18 protein-coding genes and 1 tRNA gene are annotated in these 20,789 nt (G+C 34.4%); 7 read left to right on the forward strand and 12 right to left on the reverse strand.

Features of this window, described 5'->3' with window-relative positions:
* Nucleotides 1-180: 180 nt before the first annotated feature.
* The 7 genes from hypF to U9R23_07810 all read left to right on the forward strand — a co-directional run bounded on the left by hypF (nucleotide 181) and on the right by U9R23_07810 (nucleotide 9,162).
* Nucleotides 181-2,541 carry a carbamoyltransferase HypF gene (gene hypF / locus U9R23_07780; GenBank protein ID MEA3476322.1) on the forward strand — a complete coding sequence of 787 codons (2,361 nt, stop codon included), beginning with the start codon at nucleotides 181-183 and terminating at the stop codon, nucleotides 2,539-2,541.
* 120 nt (nucleotides 2,542-2,661) lie between these two features.
* Nucleotides 2,662-2,919: a HypC/HybG/HupF family hydrogenase formation chaperone gene (locus tag U9R23_07785; protein ID MEA3476323.1), complete on the forward strand. Its 258-nt coding sequence runs from the start codon at nucleotides 2,662-2,664 to the stop codon at nucleotides 2,917-2,919.
* Nucleotides 2,903-3,994 (forward strand): hydrogenase formation protein HypD, encoded by a 1,092-nt coding sequence (gene hypD, locus U9R23_07790; protein MEA3476324.1) that lies wholly within the window; start codon nucleotides 2,903-2,905, stop codon nucleotides 3,992-3,994. The genes U9R23_07785 and hypD overlap by 17 nt, the downstream gene beginning before the upstream one ends.
* A gap of 110 nt (nucleotides 3,995-4,104) precedes the next feature.
* A complete protein-coding gene (hypE, locus tag U9R23_07795) occupies nucleotides 4,105-5,103 on the forward strand; it encodes a hydrogenase expression/formation protein HypE (GenBank protein ID MEA3476325.1) in 999 nt (332 codons plus the stop codon).
* 69 nt (nucleotides 5,104-5,172) lie between these two features.
* Nucleotides 5,173-5,454 carry a hypothetical protein gene (locus U9R23_07800; GenBank protein ID MEA3476326.1) on the forward strand — a complete coding sequence of 94 codons (282 nt, stop codon included), beginning with the start codon at nucleotides 5,173-5,175 and terminating at the stop codon, nucleotides 5,452-5,454.
* A 224-nt stretch (nucleotides 5,455-5,678) separates the two neighbouring features.
* A complete protein-coding gene (locus U9R23_07805; protein MEA3476327.1) occupies nucleotides 5,679-7,880 on the forward strand; it encodes a bifunctional alpha,alpha-trehalose-phosphate synthase (UDP-forming)/trehalose-phosphatase in 2,202 nt (733 codons plus the stop codon).
* A 73-nt stretch (nucleotides 7,881-7,953) separates the two neighbouring features.
* Nucleotides 7,954-9,162 (forward strand): glycosyltransferase, encoded by a 1,209-nt coding sequence (locus tag U9R23_07810; protein ID MEA3476328.1) that lies wholly within the window; start codon nucleotides 7,954-7,956, stop codon nucleotides 9,160-9,162.
* A 36-nt stretch (nucleotides 9,163-9,198) separates the two neighbouring features.
* Here U9R23_07810 and U9R23_07815 read toward each other — a convergent pair whose 3' ends face one another.
* The 12 genes from U9R23_07815 to nadD all read right to left on the reverse strand — a co-directional run bounded on the left by U9R23_07815 (nucleotide 9,199) and on the right by nadD (nucleotide 20,775).
* On the reverse strand, nucleotides 9,199-10,176 hold the full coding sequence (locus tag U9R23_07815) for an RnfABCDGE type electron transport complex subunit B (protein ID MEA3476329.1): 978 nt from the start codon (nucleotides 10,174-10,176) through the stop codon (nucleotides 9,199-9,201).
* 366 nt (nucleotides 10,177-10,542) lie between these two features.
* A complete protein-coding gene (rsxA, locus tag U9R23_07820) occupies nucleotides 10,543-11,145 on the reverse strand; it encodes an electron transport complex subunit RsxA (GenBank protein MEA3476330.1) in 603 nt (200 codons plus the stop codon).
* On the reverse strand, nucleotides 11,146-11,751 hold the full coding sequence (locus U9R23_07825) for an electron transport complex subunit E (GenBank protein MEA3476331.1): 606 nt from the start codon (nucleotides 11,749-11,751) through the stop codon (nucleotides 11,146-11,148).
* Between the two features lie 8 nt (nucleotides 11,752-11,759).
* Nucleotides 11,760-12,305: an RnfABCDGE type electron transport complex subunit G gene (locus tag U9R23_07830; protein MEA3476332.1), complete on the reverse strand. Its 546-nt coding sequence runs from the start codon at nucleotides 12,303-12,305 to the stop codon at nucleotides 11,760-11,762.
* 91 nt (nucleotides 12,306-12,396) lie between these two features.
* On the reverse strand, nucleotides 12,397-13,479 hold the full coding sequence (locus U9R23_07835) for an RnfABCDGE type electron transport complex subunit D (protein ID MEA3476333.1): 1,083 nt from the start codon (nucleotides 13,477-13,479) through the stop codon (nucleotides 12,397-12,399).
* A 124-nt stretch (nucleotides 13,480-13,603) separates the two neighbouring features.
* Entirely contained in the window at nucleotides 13,604-13,789 is a 186-nt protein-coding gene (locus U9R23_07840) for a 4-oxalocrotonate tautomerase family protein (GenBank protein MEA3476334.1), read from the reverse strand.
* Between the two features lie 145 nt (nucleotides 13,790-13,934).
* Nucleotides 13,935-15,257 carry an electron transport complex subunit RsxC gene (gene rsxC / locus U9R23_07845; protein ID MEA3476335.1) on the reverse strand — a complete coding sequence of 441 codons (1,323 nt, stop codon included), beginning with the start codon at nucleotides 15,255-15,257 and terminating at the stop codon, nucleotides 13,935-13,937.
* Between the two features lie 172 nt (nucleotides 15,258-15,429).
* Nucleotides 15,430-16,353 carry a signal recognition particle-docking protein FtsY gene (gene ftsY / locus U9R23_07850; protein MEA3476336.1) on the reverse strand — a complete coding sequence of 308 codons (924 nt, stop codon included), beginning with the start codon at nucleotides 16,351-16,353 and terminating at the stop codon, nucleotides 15,430-15,432.
* A gap of 231 nt (nucleotides 16,354-16,584) precedes the next feature.
* Nucleotides 16,585-16,656, reverse strand: a tRNA-Val gene (locus U9R23_07855).
* 130 nt (nucleotides 16,657-16,786) lie between these two features.
* A complete protein-coding gene (gene ppdK, locus U9R23_07860; protein ID MEA3476337.1) occupies nucleotides 16,787-19,504 on the reverse strand; it encodes a pyruvate, phosphate dikinase in 2,718 nt (905 codons plus the stop codon).
* 179 nt (nucleotides 19,505-19,683) lie between these two features.
* Nucleotides 19,684-20,046 carry a four helix bundle protein gene (locus U9R23_07865; protein ID MEA3476338.1) on the reverse strand — a complete coding sequence of 121 codons (363 nt, stop codon included), beginning with the start codon at nucleotides 20,044-20,046 and terminating at the stop codon, nucleotides 19,684-19,686.
* Between the two features lie 108 nt (nucleotides 20,047-20,154).
* The gene (nadD, locus tag U9R23_07870; protein ID MEA3476339.1) at nucleotides 20,155-20,775 is read right to left on the reverse strand and encodes a nicotinate-nucleotide adenylyltransferase; all 621 of its coding nucleotides are present in this window, start codon (nucleotides 20,773-20,775) and stop codon (nucleotides 20,155-20,157) included.
* Nucleotides 20,776-20,789 lie beyond the last annotated feature (14 nt).

The raw sequence follows: 20,789 nt of genomic DNA on the forward strand, positions 1-20,789 counted from the left end.
AGGATGTAACAAATATAACTAAGGATAAATGGAAATATATGAGAGTTGATCAAGATTTTTTTGGAAAATATAGATTTAAGAGTATTGAAGAATTAATCACAATCAAGTAAACATAAATAAATTTTATATTACAAATAACATTTTTCTTTGTGACTTTGTGTCTTTGTGGTTAAAATTTAAATGAAACAGGCAGAAATCATTCTTAAAGGAATAGTTCAGGGTGTTGGCTTTCGTCCTTTTGTGAAGCGAACTGCATTGAAATTCGGATTATACGGATTTGTTGAGAATCGCGAGTATGGTGTTAGAATTTTAGCGGTTGGAACTCAAAAGAGAATATTAGAATTCTACAACAATTTATTGAAAAATTCCCCGCCTGTTGCAAAAATAATAGAACATAAAATTACTTTTGAAGATACGGTAACATTTTCTAAAAAATCTTTTAATATTGCATTCAGCAAAAAGAATGGTGAAATTTCTGCCTTAATTCCGCCTGATATTGCAAGTTGTGAGACTTGTTTGCAAGAGATTGATAATCCCAAAGACCGCCATTACAACTATCCTTTTACTAATTGTACAAATTGTGGACCACGATTTTCAATTATAAAATCAATTCCTTATGATAGAAAAAATACAACTATGAAAGATTTTATAATGTGTCCAGAGTGTGAACAGGAATACATAACTATTGAAGATAGACGATTCCATGCCCAACCAACGGCTTGTCCAAAATGTGGTCCCGAATTATCTTTAATTGAAATAAAAAATAATCAAGCAGATGAAATAGCAAAAAGAAATGAAGCATTGTTAAAAACTGTTGAATTGATTAAATTGGGAAAAATTGTTGCAATTAAGGGACTGGGTGGTTATCATATTGCTTGTGATGCACTGAATTCTAAAACAGTTGCTAAATTAAGAAAATTTAAGAATCGTCCTTATAAGCCCTTCGCTCTTATGGCAGATTCAATTGAAACTATTGAAAAATTCTGTTATGTTAATTCAGTTGAAAGAAAAATGCTTACAGGTCAACAAAAACCGATTGTATTGCTACAAAGAAAAAGTAGGCAGAAACCCGATTCGAGTTCTCAGAACCCGAGTCGAGTTTCTGAACAAGTTGCACCCGAAATTTCGCATCTTGGCTTTATGCTTCCGTATACTCCTCTACATCATCTTATATTAAAACATTTCATAGTATTGATAATGACCAGTGGAAATATTACTGATGAGGCTCTAGAAAAAGATGATGATTCAGCATTGAAAAATTTACAACCGATCACAAAATACTTTCTTACTTACAATAGAGAAATATTTAATAGAGTTGATGACTCAATAATAAAATTTGTTGATAAGCAGAAAATATTAATACGGAAAGCAAGAGGATTTATTCCAATTCCGATAAAAATAGATAATTTTCAAAATACTCCGCAGATTTTTTCTGCTGGTGCGGATATGAAGGGAAGTTTTGGACTTCTTAAAAATAATCTGTTCCTTGGCAGTCAGTATCTTGGGGACTTAGGATTCGCTTCTAATCTTGATTTTTATAAAGAAAGCCTGCACTATTATCAGAATGTCTTTGAAATTAAACCTGGAATAGTTGTTGCAGATTCGCATCCAAATTATTTTTCTACGAATTTTGCTGAAAATTATGCGAAAGAAAACAATCTGCCTTTGTTCCATATCCAGCATCATCTTGCACATACCTATAGTGTAATGGCAGAAAACAGTTTAGCAGAAACCATTGGAGTATCATTTGATGGAACTGGATTTGGCGATGATGAAAACATCTGGGGTGGAGAATTTTTTGTTGTAAAAGGTAAGCACCATCAAAGAGTAGCACATCTCAAATATCAGCCAGTTGTTTCTGGGGAAAAGATGTCTAAAGAGCCCTGGCGCATGGCTCTTATCTATCTATACGATTCTTGTCCTGAAGAGATTGATAACTTCATTAGCTCCGAGAAATTTTCACAGAAAGAATTTATCCTCAAAATTTTGAAGAGACAGCAATCAAATTTGTATACTTCCAGTATGGGCAGATTATTCGATGCCGTTGCAAGCCTGCTTTCTGTTTGTCATTATAATAGTTATGAAGGTGAGGCTGCTATGAAGCTGGAATCAATTGCAAAATCAAATGTGAAAAAAAGTTATAATTGGGAATTAGTTACTCAAAACTTTCCCTGGCAGATTGATGTAAGTCAAACGATAAGAGAGATTGTCAGGGACATCAAAAATAATATTAACAAAGGTGAAATTTCAGCAAAATTTCACTTTACAGTTTTGGATATAATTTATCAAACTTGCCAAAAAATTAAGCAAAAATTTGGAATAGATAATATTTCTTTTTCCGGCGGTGTTTTTCAGAATGCAGTTCTGATTGATATGATTTTAAAGCGATTTGCTGATAAAGATTTTCAGTTGTTTTTTAATGAATTAGTTCCACCAAATGATGCAGGTATTGCATTAGGTCAGATGTATGGATATTTGTGGAGTCACGGAGACACAGGGATGATTTTAATGAAAGAACAAGGTTGTCGGACCATTCCATAGGGACTGGTCCTTGATGCCCCAAGCAAGTCAACAGGGCTGTCATGGACCATTCCATGACAGATGTTTCATTTTGTCACGGTATGGACAGTGACAACCAAGTGGTAGTCTTTTCGTCAGGGAATGGTCCCTGACGACCGAGAGAAGATAGAGGAAAAAGTGTGTTTAGCAGTTCCGTATAGGATAATTTCAAAACATGGTATAAAAGCAGTTGCAGATGTTTTTGGCATAAGAAAAGAGATAGATATTCGTATTTTAGATGATGTGAATGTAAATGATTATGTTTTAGTTCACGCTGGCTTTGCTATCCAAAAGTTAGATCAGGAGGCGGCAAAGACAACACTTGATTTATTGAGAGAAATAAGTGAAGAACAAATTTAAAGATAATTCCCAACTAATACAATTACTCCAACAAGTAGACAAACTTCTTACTTTATCACCTTTTGCTGATAGGCAATGTAACTTTATGGAAATATGTGGAACTCATACTGTATCAATATTAAAATATGGTTTTAGAAACTATTTCAAAAAAAGAATAAATTTTTTAAGCGGTCCTGGTTGTCCTGTCTGTGTTACTTCACAAAAAGATATAGACAAAGTAATTTCACTTGCTCAAATGGGAGTAAGAATTGCGACTTTTGGTGATTTGATAAAAGTTCCTGGCAGCAAATCATCTTTGGAAGAGCAAATGGCACTTGGCAAAGAAGTAAATGTAGTTTACAACCCTCTGGACTGTTTAAAGATTGCTGATGAAACGGATGAGGAAGTAGTGTTTATTGCAGTTGGTTTTGAAACAACAATTCCGGTTATTGCCAGTCTAATCTTAGATGCAAAAAAATTGAGAATTGAGAATTTATCGATTTTACCACTAATGAAAACTATTCCAACCGCACTTAACTTTCTGCTAACCAACTTAGAAAATGAAATTGACGGCTTTATTTGTCCGGGACATGTAAGTGTGATAATTGGCGAACGACCTTATAAGATAATTCCAGAAAAATATGGAATTCCTTGTGTGATTGCTGGTTTTGAGCCTGTAGATATAGGTCTGGCTATAGAATCTTTAGTATCGCAAATCCGTAAACACACTCCTATTGTAGATAATAGATACAAACGAGTTGTGAAAGAAAAGGGTAACATTTCTGCACGAAGATTAATTGAAGAAGTGTTTGAAAAAACTGATGTTGAATGGAGAGGATTTGGGGAGGTCCCTGCAAGCGGATTGAAATTAAGGGAAAAATTTAGTAAGTTTGATGCAGAAAAAAAGTTTAATATTAATGTTAAATCCTCTCCTGAACCTGAAGGATGTATATGCGGTGAAGTAATCGCTGGTAAAAAACAACCTGTAGAATGTCCCTTATTTGCAAAAAAATGTACACCTGACACACCAATCGGACCCTGTATGGTCTCGTATGAAGGAGCTTGCTCCGCATTTTATAAATATGGTGAAGAATAGATTAACCACGGACTGACACTAACTTTCACTAACTAAAATTTTTTATAAATAATTCGTGTTTGTTCGTGTCCGTTTGTGTTCGTTCGTGGCTATAACACTTTTAAATAATTATGGATCATATTTTATTATCTCACGGAAGTGGTGGTAAAAACAGCCGGAAATTATTAAAATTCATCTATGATTCTCTTGGCGATATTGTTATAAACCGCGGTGAAGATAGCGGAATAGCAATCCTTCAGACAGATAAATTAGCAATTACTACAGATAGTTATGTTATAGACCCTATATTTTTCCCAGGTGGAGATATTGGCAAACTTTCTGTTTGTGGTACATTAAATGATCTTGCAATGGTGGGAGCGATTCCAAAATATCTAACTTTGTGTTTTATTATAGAAGAGAATTTTCCATTTAATAATTTAAGAAAGATTCTTTATTCAATAAAAGAAGAAGCAGAGAGTGCTGGGATTAAAATTATTGCTGGCGACACCAAAATTGTCAGCAAAGGTAAGTTAGACAAAATATTTATCAATACTACTGGTTATGGCATAATTGAGCATTCACAAGAGATTAACTCTCATAATGCACAACCTGGTGATGCAGTAATCGTAACAGGAGATATTGGTGACCACGGTGCTGCAATTATGGCTGTGCGTAACGATTTTGAGTCAGACCTAACCTCTGATTGTGCTTCTGTTGTTCCTTTAATAAGAAAACTACTTGCTGAAAATATTAACATCCATACATTACGCGACCCAACCAGAGGCGGTTTGGCTTCAATTTTAAATGAGATAGCAATTTCCTCATCTATCGATATAGAATTAGAAAAAGTAAAAATTCCGATAAAAGATTCTGTAAATGGTATATGTGACATTCTCGGAATTGATCCTCTTTATATGGCTTGTGAAGGCAGAGCAGCTATAATTTGTCCAGAGAGTGAAGTTGGTGATATTCTGAACATTCTAAAAGAAACTAATGATGGCAAAAATGCTTGTAAAATTGGAAATATTGTTGATAAATCTAAAGAACCACGTGTTTATTTGAAAACATTTATTGGTGCTCGCAGGATTCTACCATTACTTTCTCGTGAGCAGACCCCACGGATTTGCTAATAATAAGTTTTTAACTACTTAACTATAGGATATAATACAGTTAGCCTATTGAAATAAAAAGGAGGATGCATGAAAATAGGTGCCTGTGGCATTGCTTGTGAAATTTGTTCTCTTTATAAAAAAGGCCTCTGCAAGGGATGTTGTAGTGGCATAGATATAGACATCCCTGAGACAATAGAATGGATGAGGAAGGAGATTGGCGGATGTTCTGTTCTTGAATGTGCATACAAAAATAAAATTGATTATTGTCTCAGATGTGATAACTTCCCTTGTGAATTACATTATGGAAAGGGTCCTTATAAAAAGGAATTTTTGGATGTGCTTAAACCATATTTTGCAAAACTCAAGTAAAGTTTCACCGGATACACAATAATTATTTAACCGCATCTCTTAAAGGTTGACAAAAATTTTAAAGGTATCTTTATTTTATTTGTTATAAATTTCATATCATGCCATCCCCGCGTCCACGGAGTCAGATCCTTCGGATAAAGTTAATCTGTTTTGAGAAAATAATAGAAAAAACACATTAAAAATTAGCATTAAAATGTAAAACTTGGATTTTTAGAGAAAATATTATGGAAAGATTATTAATTGTTTCAAACAGATTGCCCGTTATCATTGAAAAAAGGAAGGGTAATTTGAACTTTCGTCCTAGTATCGGTGGACTGTCTACTGGTTTAGGTTCATTCTATAAATCGTATAATAGCCTATGGATAGGTTGGCCAGGTCTATCTTCTGAAAAAGTAAATATGAAAGAAAGAAAGACTATCAAGACAAAATTAATGAGAGATTTTGCCAGCTATCCTGTATTTCTATCCAAACGAGATATTGAAATGTATTATCGTGGTTTTTGTAATGCGACTATTTGGCCTCTTTTCCACTGCTTTACGCAATATGTTGTTTATGATAAGAATTTGTGGGAAGCTTACAAATCAGCTAACCGACATTTCTGTGATTCAATTCTGAAGATTGCAAAACCAAATGATATTATCTGGATACATGACTATCATTTAATGCTTCTTCCTAAACTTATAAGAGAGAGAATGCCTGATGCAACAATAGGTTTTTTTCTTCATATACCTTTTCCTCCTTTTGAAATATTTCACCTACTTCCATGGCGAAAGGAGATTTTAGAAAGCCTTCTGGGTGCAGACCTGATTGGATTTCATACTTATGATTATGTATATCATTTTCTTGAAAGTATACATCGGATTTTAGGCTATGAACAAAGTTCGGGTCAAATTAAGACTAATAAACGAGTAGTAAAGGTTGATAGCTTTCCTATGGGAATAGATTTTAAACAATATGCCAATTCAATAAACATTTCAGAGGTTAAAAAAAATGTCAACCGAATTTATAAAAAGGCTGGTAAATGTAAAATGATTATATCTATTGACAGACTGGATTACACAAAAGGTATACTTCAGCGTCTGGAAGCATTTGATTCCTTTCTTGAGAAATATCCAAAATATAAAGGGAAAGTAATACTCATACATGCATCAGCTCCCTCACGAACAAAGGTTGAATATTATAAGTTACTAAAAAAAAGAGTAGATGAACTCATTGGTAGAATCAACGGAAAGCATGGAACAATTGAATGGACTCCAGTGTGGTATCTATATCGGTCCTTACCTTTTAATGACATAACAGCTTTATATAATGTTGCCGATGTTGCACTTGTAACTCCTATTAAAGATGGAATGAATTTAATAGCAAAAGAATTTATCGCCACGAAAACTGATGGCAAGGGCGTTTTAATCCTTAGTGAGATGGCTGGAGCTGCAAGAGAGCTGGGAGAGGCAATTATAGTAAATCCGAACAACAAAGAAGAGATAGTTGAATCCATAAAAAGAGCACTGGAAATGCCAAATGAAGAACAAATAGAGAACAATAAAACAATGCAAAAAAGATTGCAGAGATACAATATTGAACGTTGGGCAAAAGATTTTATGGATGGTCTGTCTAATATTATAGAAATCCAGCAGCAACTTCGTGCAAGTAGTCTTATAGATAAAATGAAAAAGAAGTTAATTGCCGATTATGTTAAAAGCAATAGTCGTCTGTTATTATTAGATTATGATGGCACTCTTGTTCCTTTTGCACCAAAACCTCAAAAGGCAAAACCGGATGAGGAACTACTAATAATACTTAAATCACTTTCACTTGATACAAAAAATGAAGTGGTAATCGTGAGTGGACGAGATAAGGAAATATTGAAAAAATGGTTTGGCAAGATAAATGTTGGCTTAATAGCAGAGCATGGTGCCTGGATTAGAGAAAAAGGGAAGGATTGGAAAACTATAGAGCCATTGCAAAACAACTGGAAAGAAAAAATACTTCCAATCCTTGAGTATTATGTTGATAGAACTCCTGGTGCGTTTATTGAGGCGAAAGAGTTTTCCCTTGTATGGCATTATAGAAAAGTTGATAATAAATTAGCTTTGGTAAGGTCAATGGAGCTAAAGGATGATATTTTACATCTTACTGCTAATCTTAACCTCGGGGTTTTGGACGGAAACAAAGTAATTGAAATCAAGAAGGTTGGCATAAACAAAGGTCGTGCAGCATTAAGATGGATTTCTGGGCAGAATACTTTGGAAAAGAAAGATTGGGATTTTATCTTATCAATTGGTGATGATTTGACTGATGAAGATGTTTTTGCTATCCTTCCAGAATCAGCATATTCTATTAAGGTTGGATTGAATCCTTCCCGTGCTCGGTTCAATTTAGATTCTGTTAAAGATGTAAGAGTATTAATTAAAGAATTAGTAAATTAGTAAACTGGTAAATTGGTTAACTAATTTACTAATTCACAAATTGACTAATTGACTGACCTAATGAGGTGATATTATGCGAAAATTAGAAGATTACATTGAAATCGTTGGAGATGAAGTTATAGCGAACATATATAAGAGGGCAAAGAAACTTTATGGAAAGCATACATTAAACATTAATTCTACTTATCAAGGTGGGGGTGTTTCAGAAATGCTTGTCTCACTTGTACCATTGATGAATAACATTGGGCTTGATGCAGGTTGGAGAATACTTCATGGAAGTCCGGACTTTTTCACAATAACTAAAAAATTTCACAATGGGCTTCAAGGTGCTGAAATAAATTTATCAGAGATGAAAAAACGCCTATATACCCAGACGAATGAGAATTTTTCCACTTTTACACATATAGACCACGATTGCGTGATAATTCATGACCCACAGCCTCTCCCTCTTATAAGATTTTATAGAAAGCGACAACCATGGATATGGAGATGCCATATTGACCTTTCTGAACCTCAAAAGGACCTATGGAGTTTTCTTAAAGGTTTTTTGCTTAAGTATGATGTCATTATTGTCTCAAGTGAGAAATATAAAAAACCTGAACTCCCAGTAGAACAAAGGATTATATCTCCAGCAATTGACCCACTCTCTTTGAAAAATAAAAAACTTGATAACGAGGATATTTTAAAACTTATCAAAAAAGCCCATATACCAACTGACAAACCTATCATTACTCAAGTTTCAAGAATGGACCAATGGAAGGACCCGGAAGGCTTGCTGGAAGTATTTAATTATGTAAAAGAAAAAATAGATTGCCGATTAGTTTATTGTTATAACACTGCGCCAGATGACCCAGAAGGTATGATGATATATACGAGGGTGCATCGTAAAGCAAAGAAATTGATAGATAAGGGTGATGTAATATTTGTTATTGGTAACAACAATGTTCTTGTAAATGCTGTGCAGAGATTCTCTACAGTGATTGTTCAAAAATCTATAAGAGAGGGATTCTGCCTTGCAGTCACCGAAGCCCTTTGGAAAAAGAAACCGGTTGTTGCATCCAATGTGGGTGGAATACCATCTCAAATAAAAGATGGAGAAAATGGTTTTTTGCTTGAGCCTACGGATACAAAAGGGTTTGCAGATAGAATTATTAGAATTCTGCAAAACCCAAAGCTTGGTACAGAAATAGGAAAGAAAGGGAAAGAATTTGTTAGAAAAAATTTTCTCATCACAAGACTTTTGTCAGATTATTTGGACCTGTTAAATGATGTGTTGGAATAGATAACGAATACCAGTGCTTGAAGAAGGACACAAACTCTATGTCACAATTGCATCTTTGGGACACACTTCAACACAAATCCCGCATTTGATGCATTTGTCTTCAATAATTTTGTGTGGCTTTTTTATCTCTCCTTCAATTGCATTAACAGGACATTTTTTAGCACAAATAGTACAGCCAATACATTTTTCTTCTATTATCCTTGGTTGAGGGTGTATGCCAATTTTATCTACAATTGCTTTAGTCGGACAAACTGTGGCACAGATACCACAGACTACACATTTATCATAATCTATAACTGCTAAATTATTTTTTATCGTTATAGCATCAACCGGACATTTTTTTGCACATATTCCGCAGCCAATACAGGCAGTTTTATTCCCACATTTGATTTTGGCATCCTTGCCTTTATCCAGAGATTTGCAGAGCACATTCACTTTTTTACTTATAAAAATGAGCCGGATTAAATTTTTTGGGCAGGCCTCAACACAGTTTCCACAACCGGTGCATTTATTTTCATTAACAGTTCTCATATTGTTATCATCAACAGTTATGGCATCAAAGGGACAGGCTCGGACACAATCATTGTATCCTACACATCCATATTCGCAGAGGTTTTGTCCTTCAGAAAGTATTACTGCAGCCTGACAAGTTTTTATTCCTATATTCTCAAATTTCAGGAAGGTGTTATCTATCCCTCCGCTCTGGCATTGAATAACAGCAATTTTTCTTTCTTTTGTACTTGCTTTTATGCCGACAATTTCAGCAATTGTTTTAGCAACTTCATCTCCTCCGGGAGCACAAAGAGTTATTTCAACGCCAGATTTTACAATTGCTTCTGCATAACCAGCACAGCCAGGAAACCCACAAGCACCGCAGTTTGCTCCAGGGAGGACTTCTTCTATTTGTTTAATTTTTGGGTCAGTTTCTACATGGAATTTTTTTGATGCAATAGCAAGTCCTATGCCAAAAATAATTCCCAAACAACCTAAAACAATTATTGCTGTCAGTATCATCTAAAACTCCTTTTTTGCCACAGACCTGCCCGTCGCACCCTGATGAAATCGGGGGCAGGCGGAGACATAGAGGTCCCAGAGTTATCTCTTATTTTTATAACTTTTGAAATATTAACATATTATTAATGCTCAAACAAGATTTGGAATCTTATTTTAATCTAATTTTGTTCTTTTTTAGCCACGAAATCACACGAAAATTACACAAAAAATAGTATTTTTAATTTTGTGTTTTTTGTTCACCCTTCGCAGTCCCGATTATATCCATTCTCCGTAGTATCCATTCTCCGTAGTCCCGATGAAATCGGGACGAAGGATGAACTACGAAGGATGAATCGGGACGGGGAAAAGGCGTGTTTTTGTGACTCATCAAATCTTCAATCCGGAAAATCCTAAAAATGCCAGAGCCATACAGCCTGCAACAATAAATGCAATTGGCATTCCCCTAAGAGATTTTGGCACATTGGCAAATTCTAATCTTTGTCTGATTCCTGCCATAAGAAGTAATACAAGCGTAAAACCAATACCTGCGGAAATACCATTAACTATGGATTCCAAAAAATTATAGCTTTCGTTTATGTTAAGAATTGAAACCCCCAAAACTGCACAGTTTGTAGTAATTAAAGGAAGATAGATACCAAGTGCTTTATATAGAGTCGGGACTGTCTTTTTTATTACCATTTCAACAAACTGCACAAGCACAGCAATACTCAATATAAAAGTTATTGTTCGCAAAAATGTGAGATCAAATCCGAAGATACTTGTTTCAGGATGTAAAAGGAAGTTGTAAATCAACCATGTAATTGTAGATGCCATAGTCATAACAAAAATAACTGCCATTCCCATTCCAAGAGCAGAGTCCAATTTTTTTGAAACCCCAATATACGGACAAAGTCCCAAAAAACGAACAATCACAAAATTATTAATAAAGATTGAACTAATTATAATAACAAATAGTTTTGAAAATTCCATTTATTCTCCTGATTTATGCTTTTTATTCTTTATCAGATTAATCAGTCCCATTAGAAGTGCTATTGTAAAAAATGCACCTGGAGGTAGAATTGCAACAATCATCGGTTTATAGGAAGCTGGCAAAATCTTTATACTATAAATTGTTCCAGAACCTAATAACTCACGGATTACAGCAATAATTAGAATGGCTAATGTAAAACCAATACCCATTCCAATAGCATCTAAAATGGATTTCCCTACATTGTTCTTACTTGCAAAAGCTTCTGCTCGTCCAAGTATTATACAATTTACAACTATAAGGGGAATGAAAATTCCCAAACTTTTATGTAAAGGGGGCACATAAGCATGCATAACCATATCAACCATTGTAACAAAAGATGCAATCACAAGGATATAACATGGAATACGGATCTTTTCTGGAATGAAATTTTTAATTAATGAAATAATAATGTTTGAGCAAAGAAGAACAAATGTTGCTGCAGCTCCCATTCCAATAGCATCATTAACAGATGTACTTACGGCAAGAGTTGGACAAAGCCCCAAAGCCATAACAAAAACTGGATTCTCTTTTATTATCCCCTTTGTGAGTTCGCCAAATGCTTTCATTATGCTCCTTAATTAAGTGATTTCTTATCAAACTTTTGCTTTAATTTGTTAAACTTTTCTCTTATTGAATTAGTAACGGTTCTTGTGGTTATTGTTGCTCCTGTTATAGATACGATATTTCCACCATCTTTATCTACTAAGATTGTTTCTGGATTCTTATTTTTGAATTTTTCTGCAAATTTTGGTTTAGAACAATTAGCACCCAATCCTGGAGTTTCTTGTTGAGAAATAATTTTGATGCCTGTTATCATAAACAAGGTATCTATTCCAACAATTGTTTTTACTGTGCTGCCATAGCCATATTTTGAACATTTAAAAATATATCCAACAAGTTTATTTTTACGAAAACCTTGGTAATATAATATGTTATCATTTTCACAAACAGGTTCAAACGTATCAGCCAAAGGCAAAACCTCTTTTCTTGCATTTTCTTCTTCTATTCTATTATTTTCTGCAATAATAGGGTCGGTTTTATAATAGATTAAAGCTAAAACACTACCTGCAACTACACAAATTACTAACAACACTATTGTTGGTTTTATTATCTCTTTCATTTTTTCCTTTTGAAACTTGAAACTCGAAACTTGATACTAGAAACTGGAAACTGGGAATAGGAGGTCATACCAAATTTCTAATTTCAAGTTTCTATTTTTCAGTTTCAATTTTTCTATACCCAAAGGGTTTTTGAGGTGTTAATCTATCAATCAAAGGCACTGCAATATTCATAATTAAGATGGAATAAGAGACTCCTTCTGGATAGCCACCCCATAGCCTAATCACGACCGTAAGAATTCCGCATCCAATTCCGAAAATTAACCTTCCCTTTTTTGTAACAGGAGAAGTAACCATATCTGTAGCCATAAAGAATGCACCCAAAATTAGTCCACCCGAAAAGATGTGGAATAGAATCGGCCCTGAGAATAAGCCATCAATACCACCTAATATCCAGCTTAAAATTGCAACAGTCCCAATGTAGCTTAACGGAATTCTCCACTCAATATAATGTTTATAGACCAGAAAGGCAGCACCAATAATGAGTGCAGCAGCAGAAACCTCACCAATACATCCACCAATATTTCCCCAGAAAAGATTTTTAATATAATCCAGAGATGATAAACTATGAAAAACTGTTCGGGCAGAATCGCCAGCTATTCCACCTACGATGTCATTTCTAATCTGTTGAGCTAAATTCAAAGGTGTCGCAGAAGTTATTAGGTTCTGAAGATAGTCACTTCCACCAATAATAATATTTGTCTTAAGACCAGAAATTGTAGATACCCCAAGTCTTGCCATTTTAGATGTCCAGCCAGTTGTCATTTGTACAGGCCATGAAGCCATTAAAAATGCTCTGCCAAGGAGAGCTGGATTAACAGGATTATATCCCAAGCCACCAAAAACTTGCTTGCCAATTATGATTGCAAAGGCTGAGCCAATTATTGGAAACCAAAAGGGTGCTTCAGGTGGAAGATTAAAAGCTAAAAGCAACCCAGTAATGACTGCACTTCCATCTGATATTGTAACGGGTTTTTTCATGAATAACTGTGTTAAAGCTTCTACAACTACAGCAGATATAACACCCAATGCAGTTAGCCAAATTGATCTTAAACCAAAGAAAATATATGCAGCAACCAAAGCAGGCATAAGGGCTATTACAACTGACCACATAACCTTTTTAACATCTACATTTTCATGTATATGCGGGGAAGATGAAATCTTTAATAAATTCACCTTTTAACCTCCAATCTATAAAATCCTAAATACGAATATCTATCCCCAATTTAATTGGGGACTAAACAAATTCAAATATCAAATAAATTTCAAGTGACAAAGATTTTTGTTTATTAAAAGAATTCTATTTTTCAGAAAACAGTTTTCCACCAACTGCCCAATTCTCTCTTTCAACTTCATCAATAACAATATAAACTGAATTTTTTGATTTATTTGCTACCTTTTCCAAAGTCTCTGTAAATTGTTTAGAGATTTCAGATTTTTGATACTCTGTTAACTTTCCTAATGTTTTGAGATTAATATACGGCATTTTTTCTCCTACTAACTTATACTTAATTATGGCTCACACAACAATAAAATAAGGATGTTTTTTTGTTTCAATTTTTTTATGAGTTATTGTTCACCCTTCGTCCCGATTCCATCGGGACTACGGAGAACGGGTGTGATTTTGTGGCTCATTTTTTCTTTATTAATTTTCCGACTTCTAATTTACCTAATTTTATCCATTGGATAAGTTGAATATGGGATGGGCAGACGAAAGAGCATGAGCCGCATTCCATACAGTCTAATATGTTTAATTTTTGTGCAAGAGCATAATCTTTGTTTTTTACATTTTCAACAATAAATGCTGGAATCAAATTCATAGGACATGCGTCAACACAGCGGCCGCAATGCAAACAGGGTTGTTCGGCAGTATCTATAATCTCATTCTTGCCAAATAAAACAATTCCTGATGTGGTTTTTGTAATGGGGGTATCCATATTCGGAATTGCAAATCCCATCATTGGACCACCAGAGATAAGTTTTGCAATCTCATCAGTTGTGCCACCACAATATTCTATCATATCAGATATTAAAGAGCCAACAGGTGCTCGTAAATTTTTTGGATTTTTTACAATAGCGCCCGTGACTGTCGTAATTCTTTCTATGCATGGTTTTTTATATCTTATTGCTTCATAAATTGCAAGTGCTGTTCCTACATTTTGGACAACCACGCCAACATCCATCGGAAGTCCACCAGCTGGTACTCTTCGTCTTGTTGTTGCATATATAAGCTGTTTTTCGGCACCTTGAGGATATCGCAAATGCAAAGATACAAAGTGAAGATTTTTTTCATTTTTAAGTTTATCTCTCATTAACTTTATTGCGTCTGTTTTATTTAATTCAATACCGATATATCCTTTTTTGGCATTTAAGATTTTCATTATTATTCTCAAGCCAGATATAATATCTTCAGATTTTTCTAACATCAATCTATGGTCAGCAGTTAAATAAGGTTCGCATTCAACTCCATTTAGAACTACAGTATCAATTGGCTTCTCTTTAGGTGGAGCGAGTTTTACATGGGTGGGAAATCCAGCACCGCCCATTCCACAAATTCCTGCTTCTTTGACACGATTTTTCATCTCATCAGCAGGAATTTCCATATAATTTTTATTATTTTCCAGACCTTCTATACATTCATTCTTACCATCATTTTCAATTTCAATTGCTTTTTGAACGGTGCCAATAGGATGGGGATAATTTCCAATCTTCGTTACCTTGCCAGACACAGAACTGTGCATAGGTATAGAGACGAAGCCTCCAGCTTCGGATATCTTCTGTCCTTTTTTGACCAAATCTCCTACTTTCACAATTGGCTTTGAAGGAGTACCGATATGCTGACTCAGATGAATGATAACCTTATCTTGTGCTGGGAAATCTTCTATTGGTACTTTATTAGAGAAATACTTAAAATCGTGTGGATGAACTCCACCTTTAAAAGTCTTTGCACACATATTTTGTCCTTTATAAATATAAAATAAAAAATAGACAATTATTAGAGAATTTCTAAATCCTAATTCCTAAATTCTAAACAAATTCAAAATTCAAATGTTCAAAACTCCAAACATGATTTTGTGATTAGGATTTTCTCTCAAATATCATCACATTTCATTTTGTATTTTCTGTTTAATTAAAGATTGCTTTAACAAAGTCATTAGCATTAAATTCTCTAATATCTTCAACCTTTTCACCAATGCCAATAGCTTTAACAGGAATATTCAAACTATCCTTTATCCCCAGTGCAACTCCCCCTTTTGCTGTTCCATCTAATTTTGTAAGAATAACGCCTGTAATAGGGATTGATTCCACAAAACTTTTAGCTTGCTGAACTCCGTTTTGACCCGTTGTAGAATCAATTATTAGATAGCTTTCATGAGGAGCATCTGGAATTATCTTTTTTATGGTTCTGACATTTTTTTCTAACTCTCTCATTAGATTAGTTTTAGTATGCAATCGTCCGGCAGTATCAATCATTACTACATCATAATTCTGAGCCATAGCAGAGTGAAGGGCGTTAAATATCACTGAAGATGGGTCAGAACCGTATTTCTGGCTAATCATATTTACACCGATTCTTTTTGCCCAGATTTCAAGCTGTTCAATTGCTGCAGCACGGAATGTATCTGCAGCAACAAGTAGAACTTTTTTGCTTTGTTTTTTAAATTTATTTGCTACTTTTGCAATGGTAGTTGTTTTGCCAACTCCGTTAACACCTACGAAAAGGATAACGATGGGCTTTTTATATGCCAAAAAATTTATTTGTTGAATGTCTTTATATTCGTCGTTTAAAATATTTATTATGATATTTTCTAAATTATTAAAAACATCATCTTTATTTGTAATTTTATTTAAGCGAATTTCGTCTTCAAGGATATTTATTATTTTGTTTGTAACTTTTAAGCCAATATCAGCCTGGATAAGAATATCTTCAATGTTCTCAATCAACTCTTCATCTACTTTGCCACAAATATGGATTGCTTCTGTAATTCTTTTAACAAATGAATTATGAGTTTTTGCTAATTTATATTTTAAACCGCTAACGACTTTCAATTTATCATTCTCCTAAAAATTTACCGTAAATTTGTTAGTAAAAAATATAAATCAAGTTTTTCAAAAGAATTCTTAAGTAAGAAGACCTTCAATGCGCCAGCTGGCGCATTGAAGGTCTTCAAACATGGATAAGTTTTAATGGTGGGTGATACTGGATTTGAACCAGTGACCTCTACGACCTGCCCCGCCCGTTCTCCGTAGCACTGTGAAGGGTGAATTAGATTTTTATAGTGGGTGGTACGGGATTTGAACCTGTGACCCCTGCGATGTGAGCGCAGTACTCTACCGCTGAGCTAACCACCCATATTATCTAATCTGTCTCGGCTTTGCCTCGCCAAGACGGACGGGGTGAATGAACTTAGCGCTCTAACCTGCTGAGCCAATCACCCATATAATTTTGCAAGCTTTAAATCTTTACAAAGTTGGGTCTTGGTTAATTATTTTTCAGTGTGGCTTGTGCGGCTGATAATTTTGCAATTGGCACACGATATGGTGAGCAGCTTACATAATCAAGTCCAACCTGATGGCAGAATTCAATGGAGCTTGGCTCCCCGCCATGTTCTCCACAGATTCCTATGATTAAATTTGGATTGGCCTTTCTTCCTTTTTCAACAGCGATTTTAACCAATTGCCCAATACCTTGTCTGTCAAGAACCTGGAAAGGGTCTTTCTCATAGACACCTAATTCTACATATTCTTTCAGGAATTTTCCTGCATCATCTCTTGAAAATCCGCAACCCATTTGAGTCAAGTCGTTAGTACCAAAGGAGAAAAACTCAGCTTCTTTTGCAATCTTATCTGCCACAAGGCAGGCTCGTGGAATTTCAATCATTGTGCCAATTGTATAGTGAACTTCAACACCACACTCTTTAAAGATTTTGTTAGCGATTTTTCTTGCACTTTGTTCAAGAATAGTAAATTCTTTTATACTTCCAACGAGTGGAATCATAATTTCTGGTTTTACATCAATACCCTTTTTCCTCAAATAGCAAGCGGATTCAATAATTGCTTCAACTTGCATCTTGTAGATATCTGGAAATGTTATTCCTAATCTACATCCACGATGACCAAGCATAGGATTGAATTCATACAATTGATTAATTATTGTTTTTATTTTTTGAACTGATTTATTAAATTTTTGTGAGAGATTTTTAATTTCTTCGTTATCATCTTTTGCAGGAAGGAATTCGTGAAGTGGAGGGTCTAATAACCTGATTGTAACAGGTAAACCTTCCATAGCCTGAAGAATTCCTTTAAAATCTTCAATCTGCATTTTCTTAAGTTCGGATAATGGAAAAGTTCTTTCTTCAGGGTTTTCAGCTAATATCATTCCTCTTACAAAATCAATTCTATCGGCTTCAAAGAACATATGCTCTGTTCGGCAGAGGCCGATTCCAACAGCACCGAATTTTCTTGCCACAGTTGCATCTTTGGGTGCATCTGCATTAGCATGCACTTTTAACTTACTTACATCGTCAGCCCATTTCATAAGAATCTCAAAGTTATCTGAGAGTTCAGGAGAAGTGGTGCCGACTGTACCCTTTATAACCTCTCCTGTGCTTCCATCCAGAGATATGTAGTCTCCTTCATGAATTACCTGACCTTTAGTCATAAACTTCTTCTGTTCAGGGACGATGTTGACATCGCCACATCCAGCTACGCAACATTTTCCCATTCCACGAGCTACGACGGCCGCGTGAGAGGTCATTCCGCCATGAGCCGTCAATATTCCTTGTGCCGCATCCATACCAGCAATGTCTTCTGGGGAAGTTTCAATTCTGACCAGAATGGTTTTCTCATTTCGCACTTTCCAATTAACAGCATCTTCTGCAAAGAAAACTACCTTTCCAACTGCTGCTCCTGGGGATGCTGGCAGACCCTTTGCAAGAAATCTCCCTTCATCAAAAGCTTTCTTTTTCTCATCTGCACTGAAACTAGGATGAAGTAGCTGGTCTAATTGTTCGGGTTGAATTCTCATCAAAGCGGTATTTTTTGAAATCATCCCTTCTTTGACCATATCTACTGCAATTTTGACAGCTGCTTTTGTAGTCCTTTTTCCTGTCCTTGTCTGCAAAAGGTATAATTTTCTATTTTGTATTGTAAACTCAATATCTTGCATATCTTTATAATGCTTTTCTAATTTATCTTGAATTTTATAGAGATTCTGATAAACTTCTGGCATTAATTCTTCTAAGGATGGATATTTTTCTTTTCTAACCTTTTCAGAAATATTATTACTTTTTGCCCAATCTTCCGAGTTTTCTTTTGTAATATGTTGAGGGGTTCTAATCCCTGCCACCACATCTTCGCCTTGTGCATTAACCAGAAATTCTCCGAAGAATTTATCTTCACCTGTAGCCGGGTCTCTGGTAAAAGCAACACCTGTTGCACAGTCTTTTCCCATATTTCCAAAAACCATTACTTGTACATTTACAGCCGTTCCCAGCAGTCCAGTTATTGAATTAATCTCTCTATATTTCCTTGCTCGCTTATTATCCCACGATTTAAAAACAGCTTCCATTGATAACCAAAGCTGTTTTTCGGGATTCTGTGGAAATTCTTTGCCAAGGTAGTTCCGATACAATTTTTTGAACTCATCTACAATATATTTGAAGTCATCACCAGTAAGCTCAATATCAAGTGAGATGTTTTTACTACTTTTCACAATAGAGATAATATCTTCGAATTTTTCAGATTCAATTCCAAAGACCACATTTCCAAACATCTGAATGAGTCTACGGTATGCATCCCAGACGAATCTTGGGTTATTGGTTAATTTTACTAACTTTTCAGCAACTTTGTCATTTAAACCAAGGTTAAGAATGGTATCCATCATTCCGGGCATAGAGACAGCAGCACCGGAACGGACTGAAAGCAAGAGTGGATTAGAAGGGTCGCCAAACTTTTTATTTATTGCGTTTTCTAATTTTGCTAAGTTTTCCTCAACTTCTTTCGTTAGTTTGTTAGGATAGGAATATTTATGTTTATTAAAATAATCGCACACTTCGGTTGATATTGTAAAGCCGGGTGGTACAGGTATTCCGAGATTAACCATTTCTGCTAAATTTGCGCCCTTACCACCTAAAAGATTCTTCATTGTTCGGTCACCATCAGACTTGATGCCGCCAAAAAAGTATACATACTTATTCATATTCTCCTTTCTTATTTAGTGAATTGAAATTGGAATATTAATTTAAGTTTCGCAGTAGTTGAAATTATTGAATAAATCATATTTATTTTTTATCTCATACAAAATTTGAGCAAGTTTAAATTAATTTCTAATTCATAATTTCTAATGACTAATAAAATGCCAAAATTTAAATGTCAAATTCATTTTTTCTGCTTTGATTTAATGATAATTGATGAAAAAATTAAATTTAATTCATTAGCTTCACTCCAATATATTTTTGCTTCTTCTTTTAATTTTGGAACTGCTTTTGCAATCATTCTAAACCAATATTTTGATTCCTTCGATTCTTTTTTGCAAATTCCTATTTTATGCTCAAAATCCTTTTTTGATTCAGCACAATCCGCTTCACAATAATTAGCGCCAACACTTGTTCCTGCTTTGATTAATTGAGAAATTAGAGGTAGAGTTATTGGATTTTGGGGAATTTTTTTAGAAAATTTGATAACTTCTTCACCAAATTTTGCAGTTCTTTCCTCTAAATCGAATTTCTTTTTATTTGCCATCTGTCATTTGAAATTTTATTAGAAATTAGTCCCGACAGGTCGGGAGTAATTAGTTATTCAAGTTTCATGGGAATGGAACTTCCTGAATAAACAATATTTGACTTTTTACTATATCTCATGCGAAACTTTAGTTAAATAATTTACCAGTTCACTATATAGTTTATTTTCCTTAATATAGTTTTCAACATTTTCTGGTAATAGACCTTTAATAGGAAGATTATTTATAACATTATTTCTTATAGTATTTGATGATATATCAATCAAAGGCGTATTTACAAATTTCAGTTTATCATAATATTCAAGATTTGTCCATGATTTTTTTGAATTTACATTCCTAGTCAGGACGATAAATTCTGCATATTTGAAAAGTTCTTTGTATCTATACCATTTTTTGAGTTCTGGAACATTATCTTCTCCAATTAAGAAGAACCTATACGCTTTAGGATACAGTTTTTTTATGGTTTTTAAAGTATTATATGTATATGTCGGTTGATTATCAAATCTTTTCTTTTCAAGTTCAACAACTTTAAAGTGCGTATAACCTTTTAGTGCTAATTTAAGCATTTTCAATCTATGAATATAATCAGCAGAAACTTTTTTAAGAGGTGGGTTACCAGAAGGGATGAAAAGTATTAAATTAAGATTCAATTTTTTTAAGCAAGATTCAGCCACTTTTAAATGACCAAAATGGATGGGGTCAAAAGTTCCCCCTAATATTCCTAGTCTCATTTTTCTTTACCACC

This window comes from Candidatus Cloacimonadota bacterium, assembly GCA_034722995.1.
In the GTDB taxonomy this organism is placed as follows: Bacteria; Cloacimonadota; Cloacimonadia; order JGIOTU-2; family JGIOTU-2; genus JAGMCF01.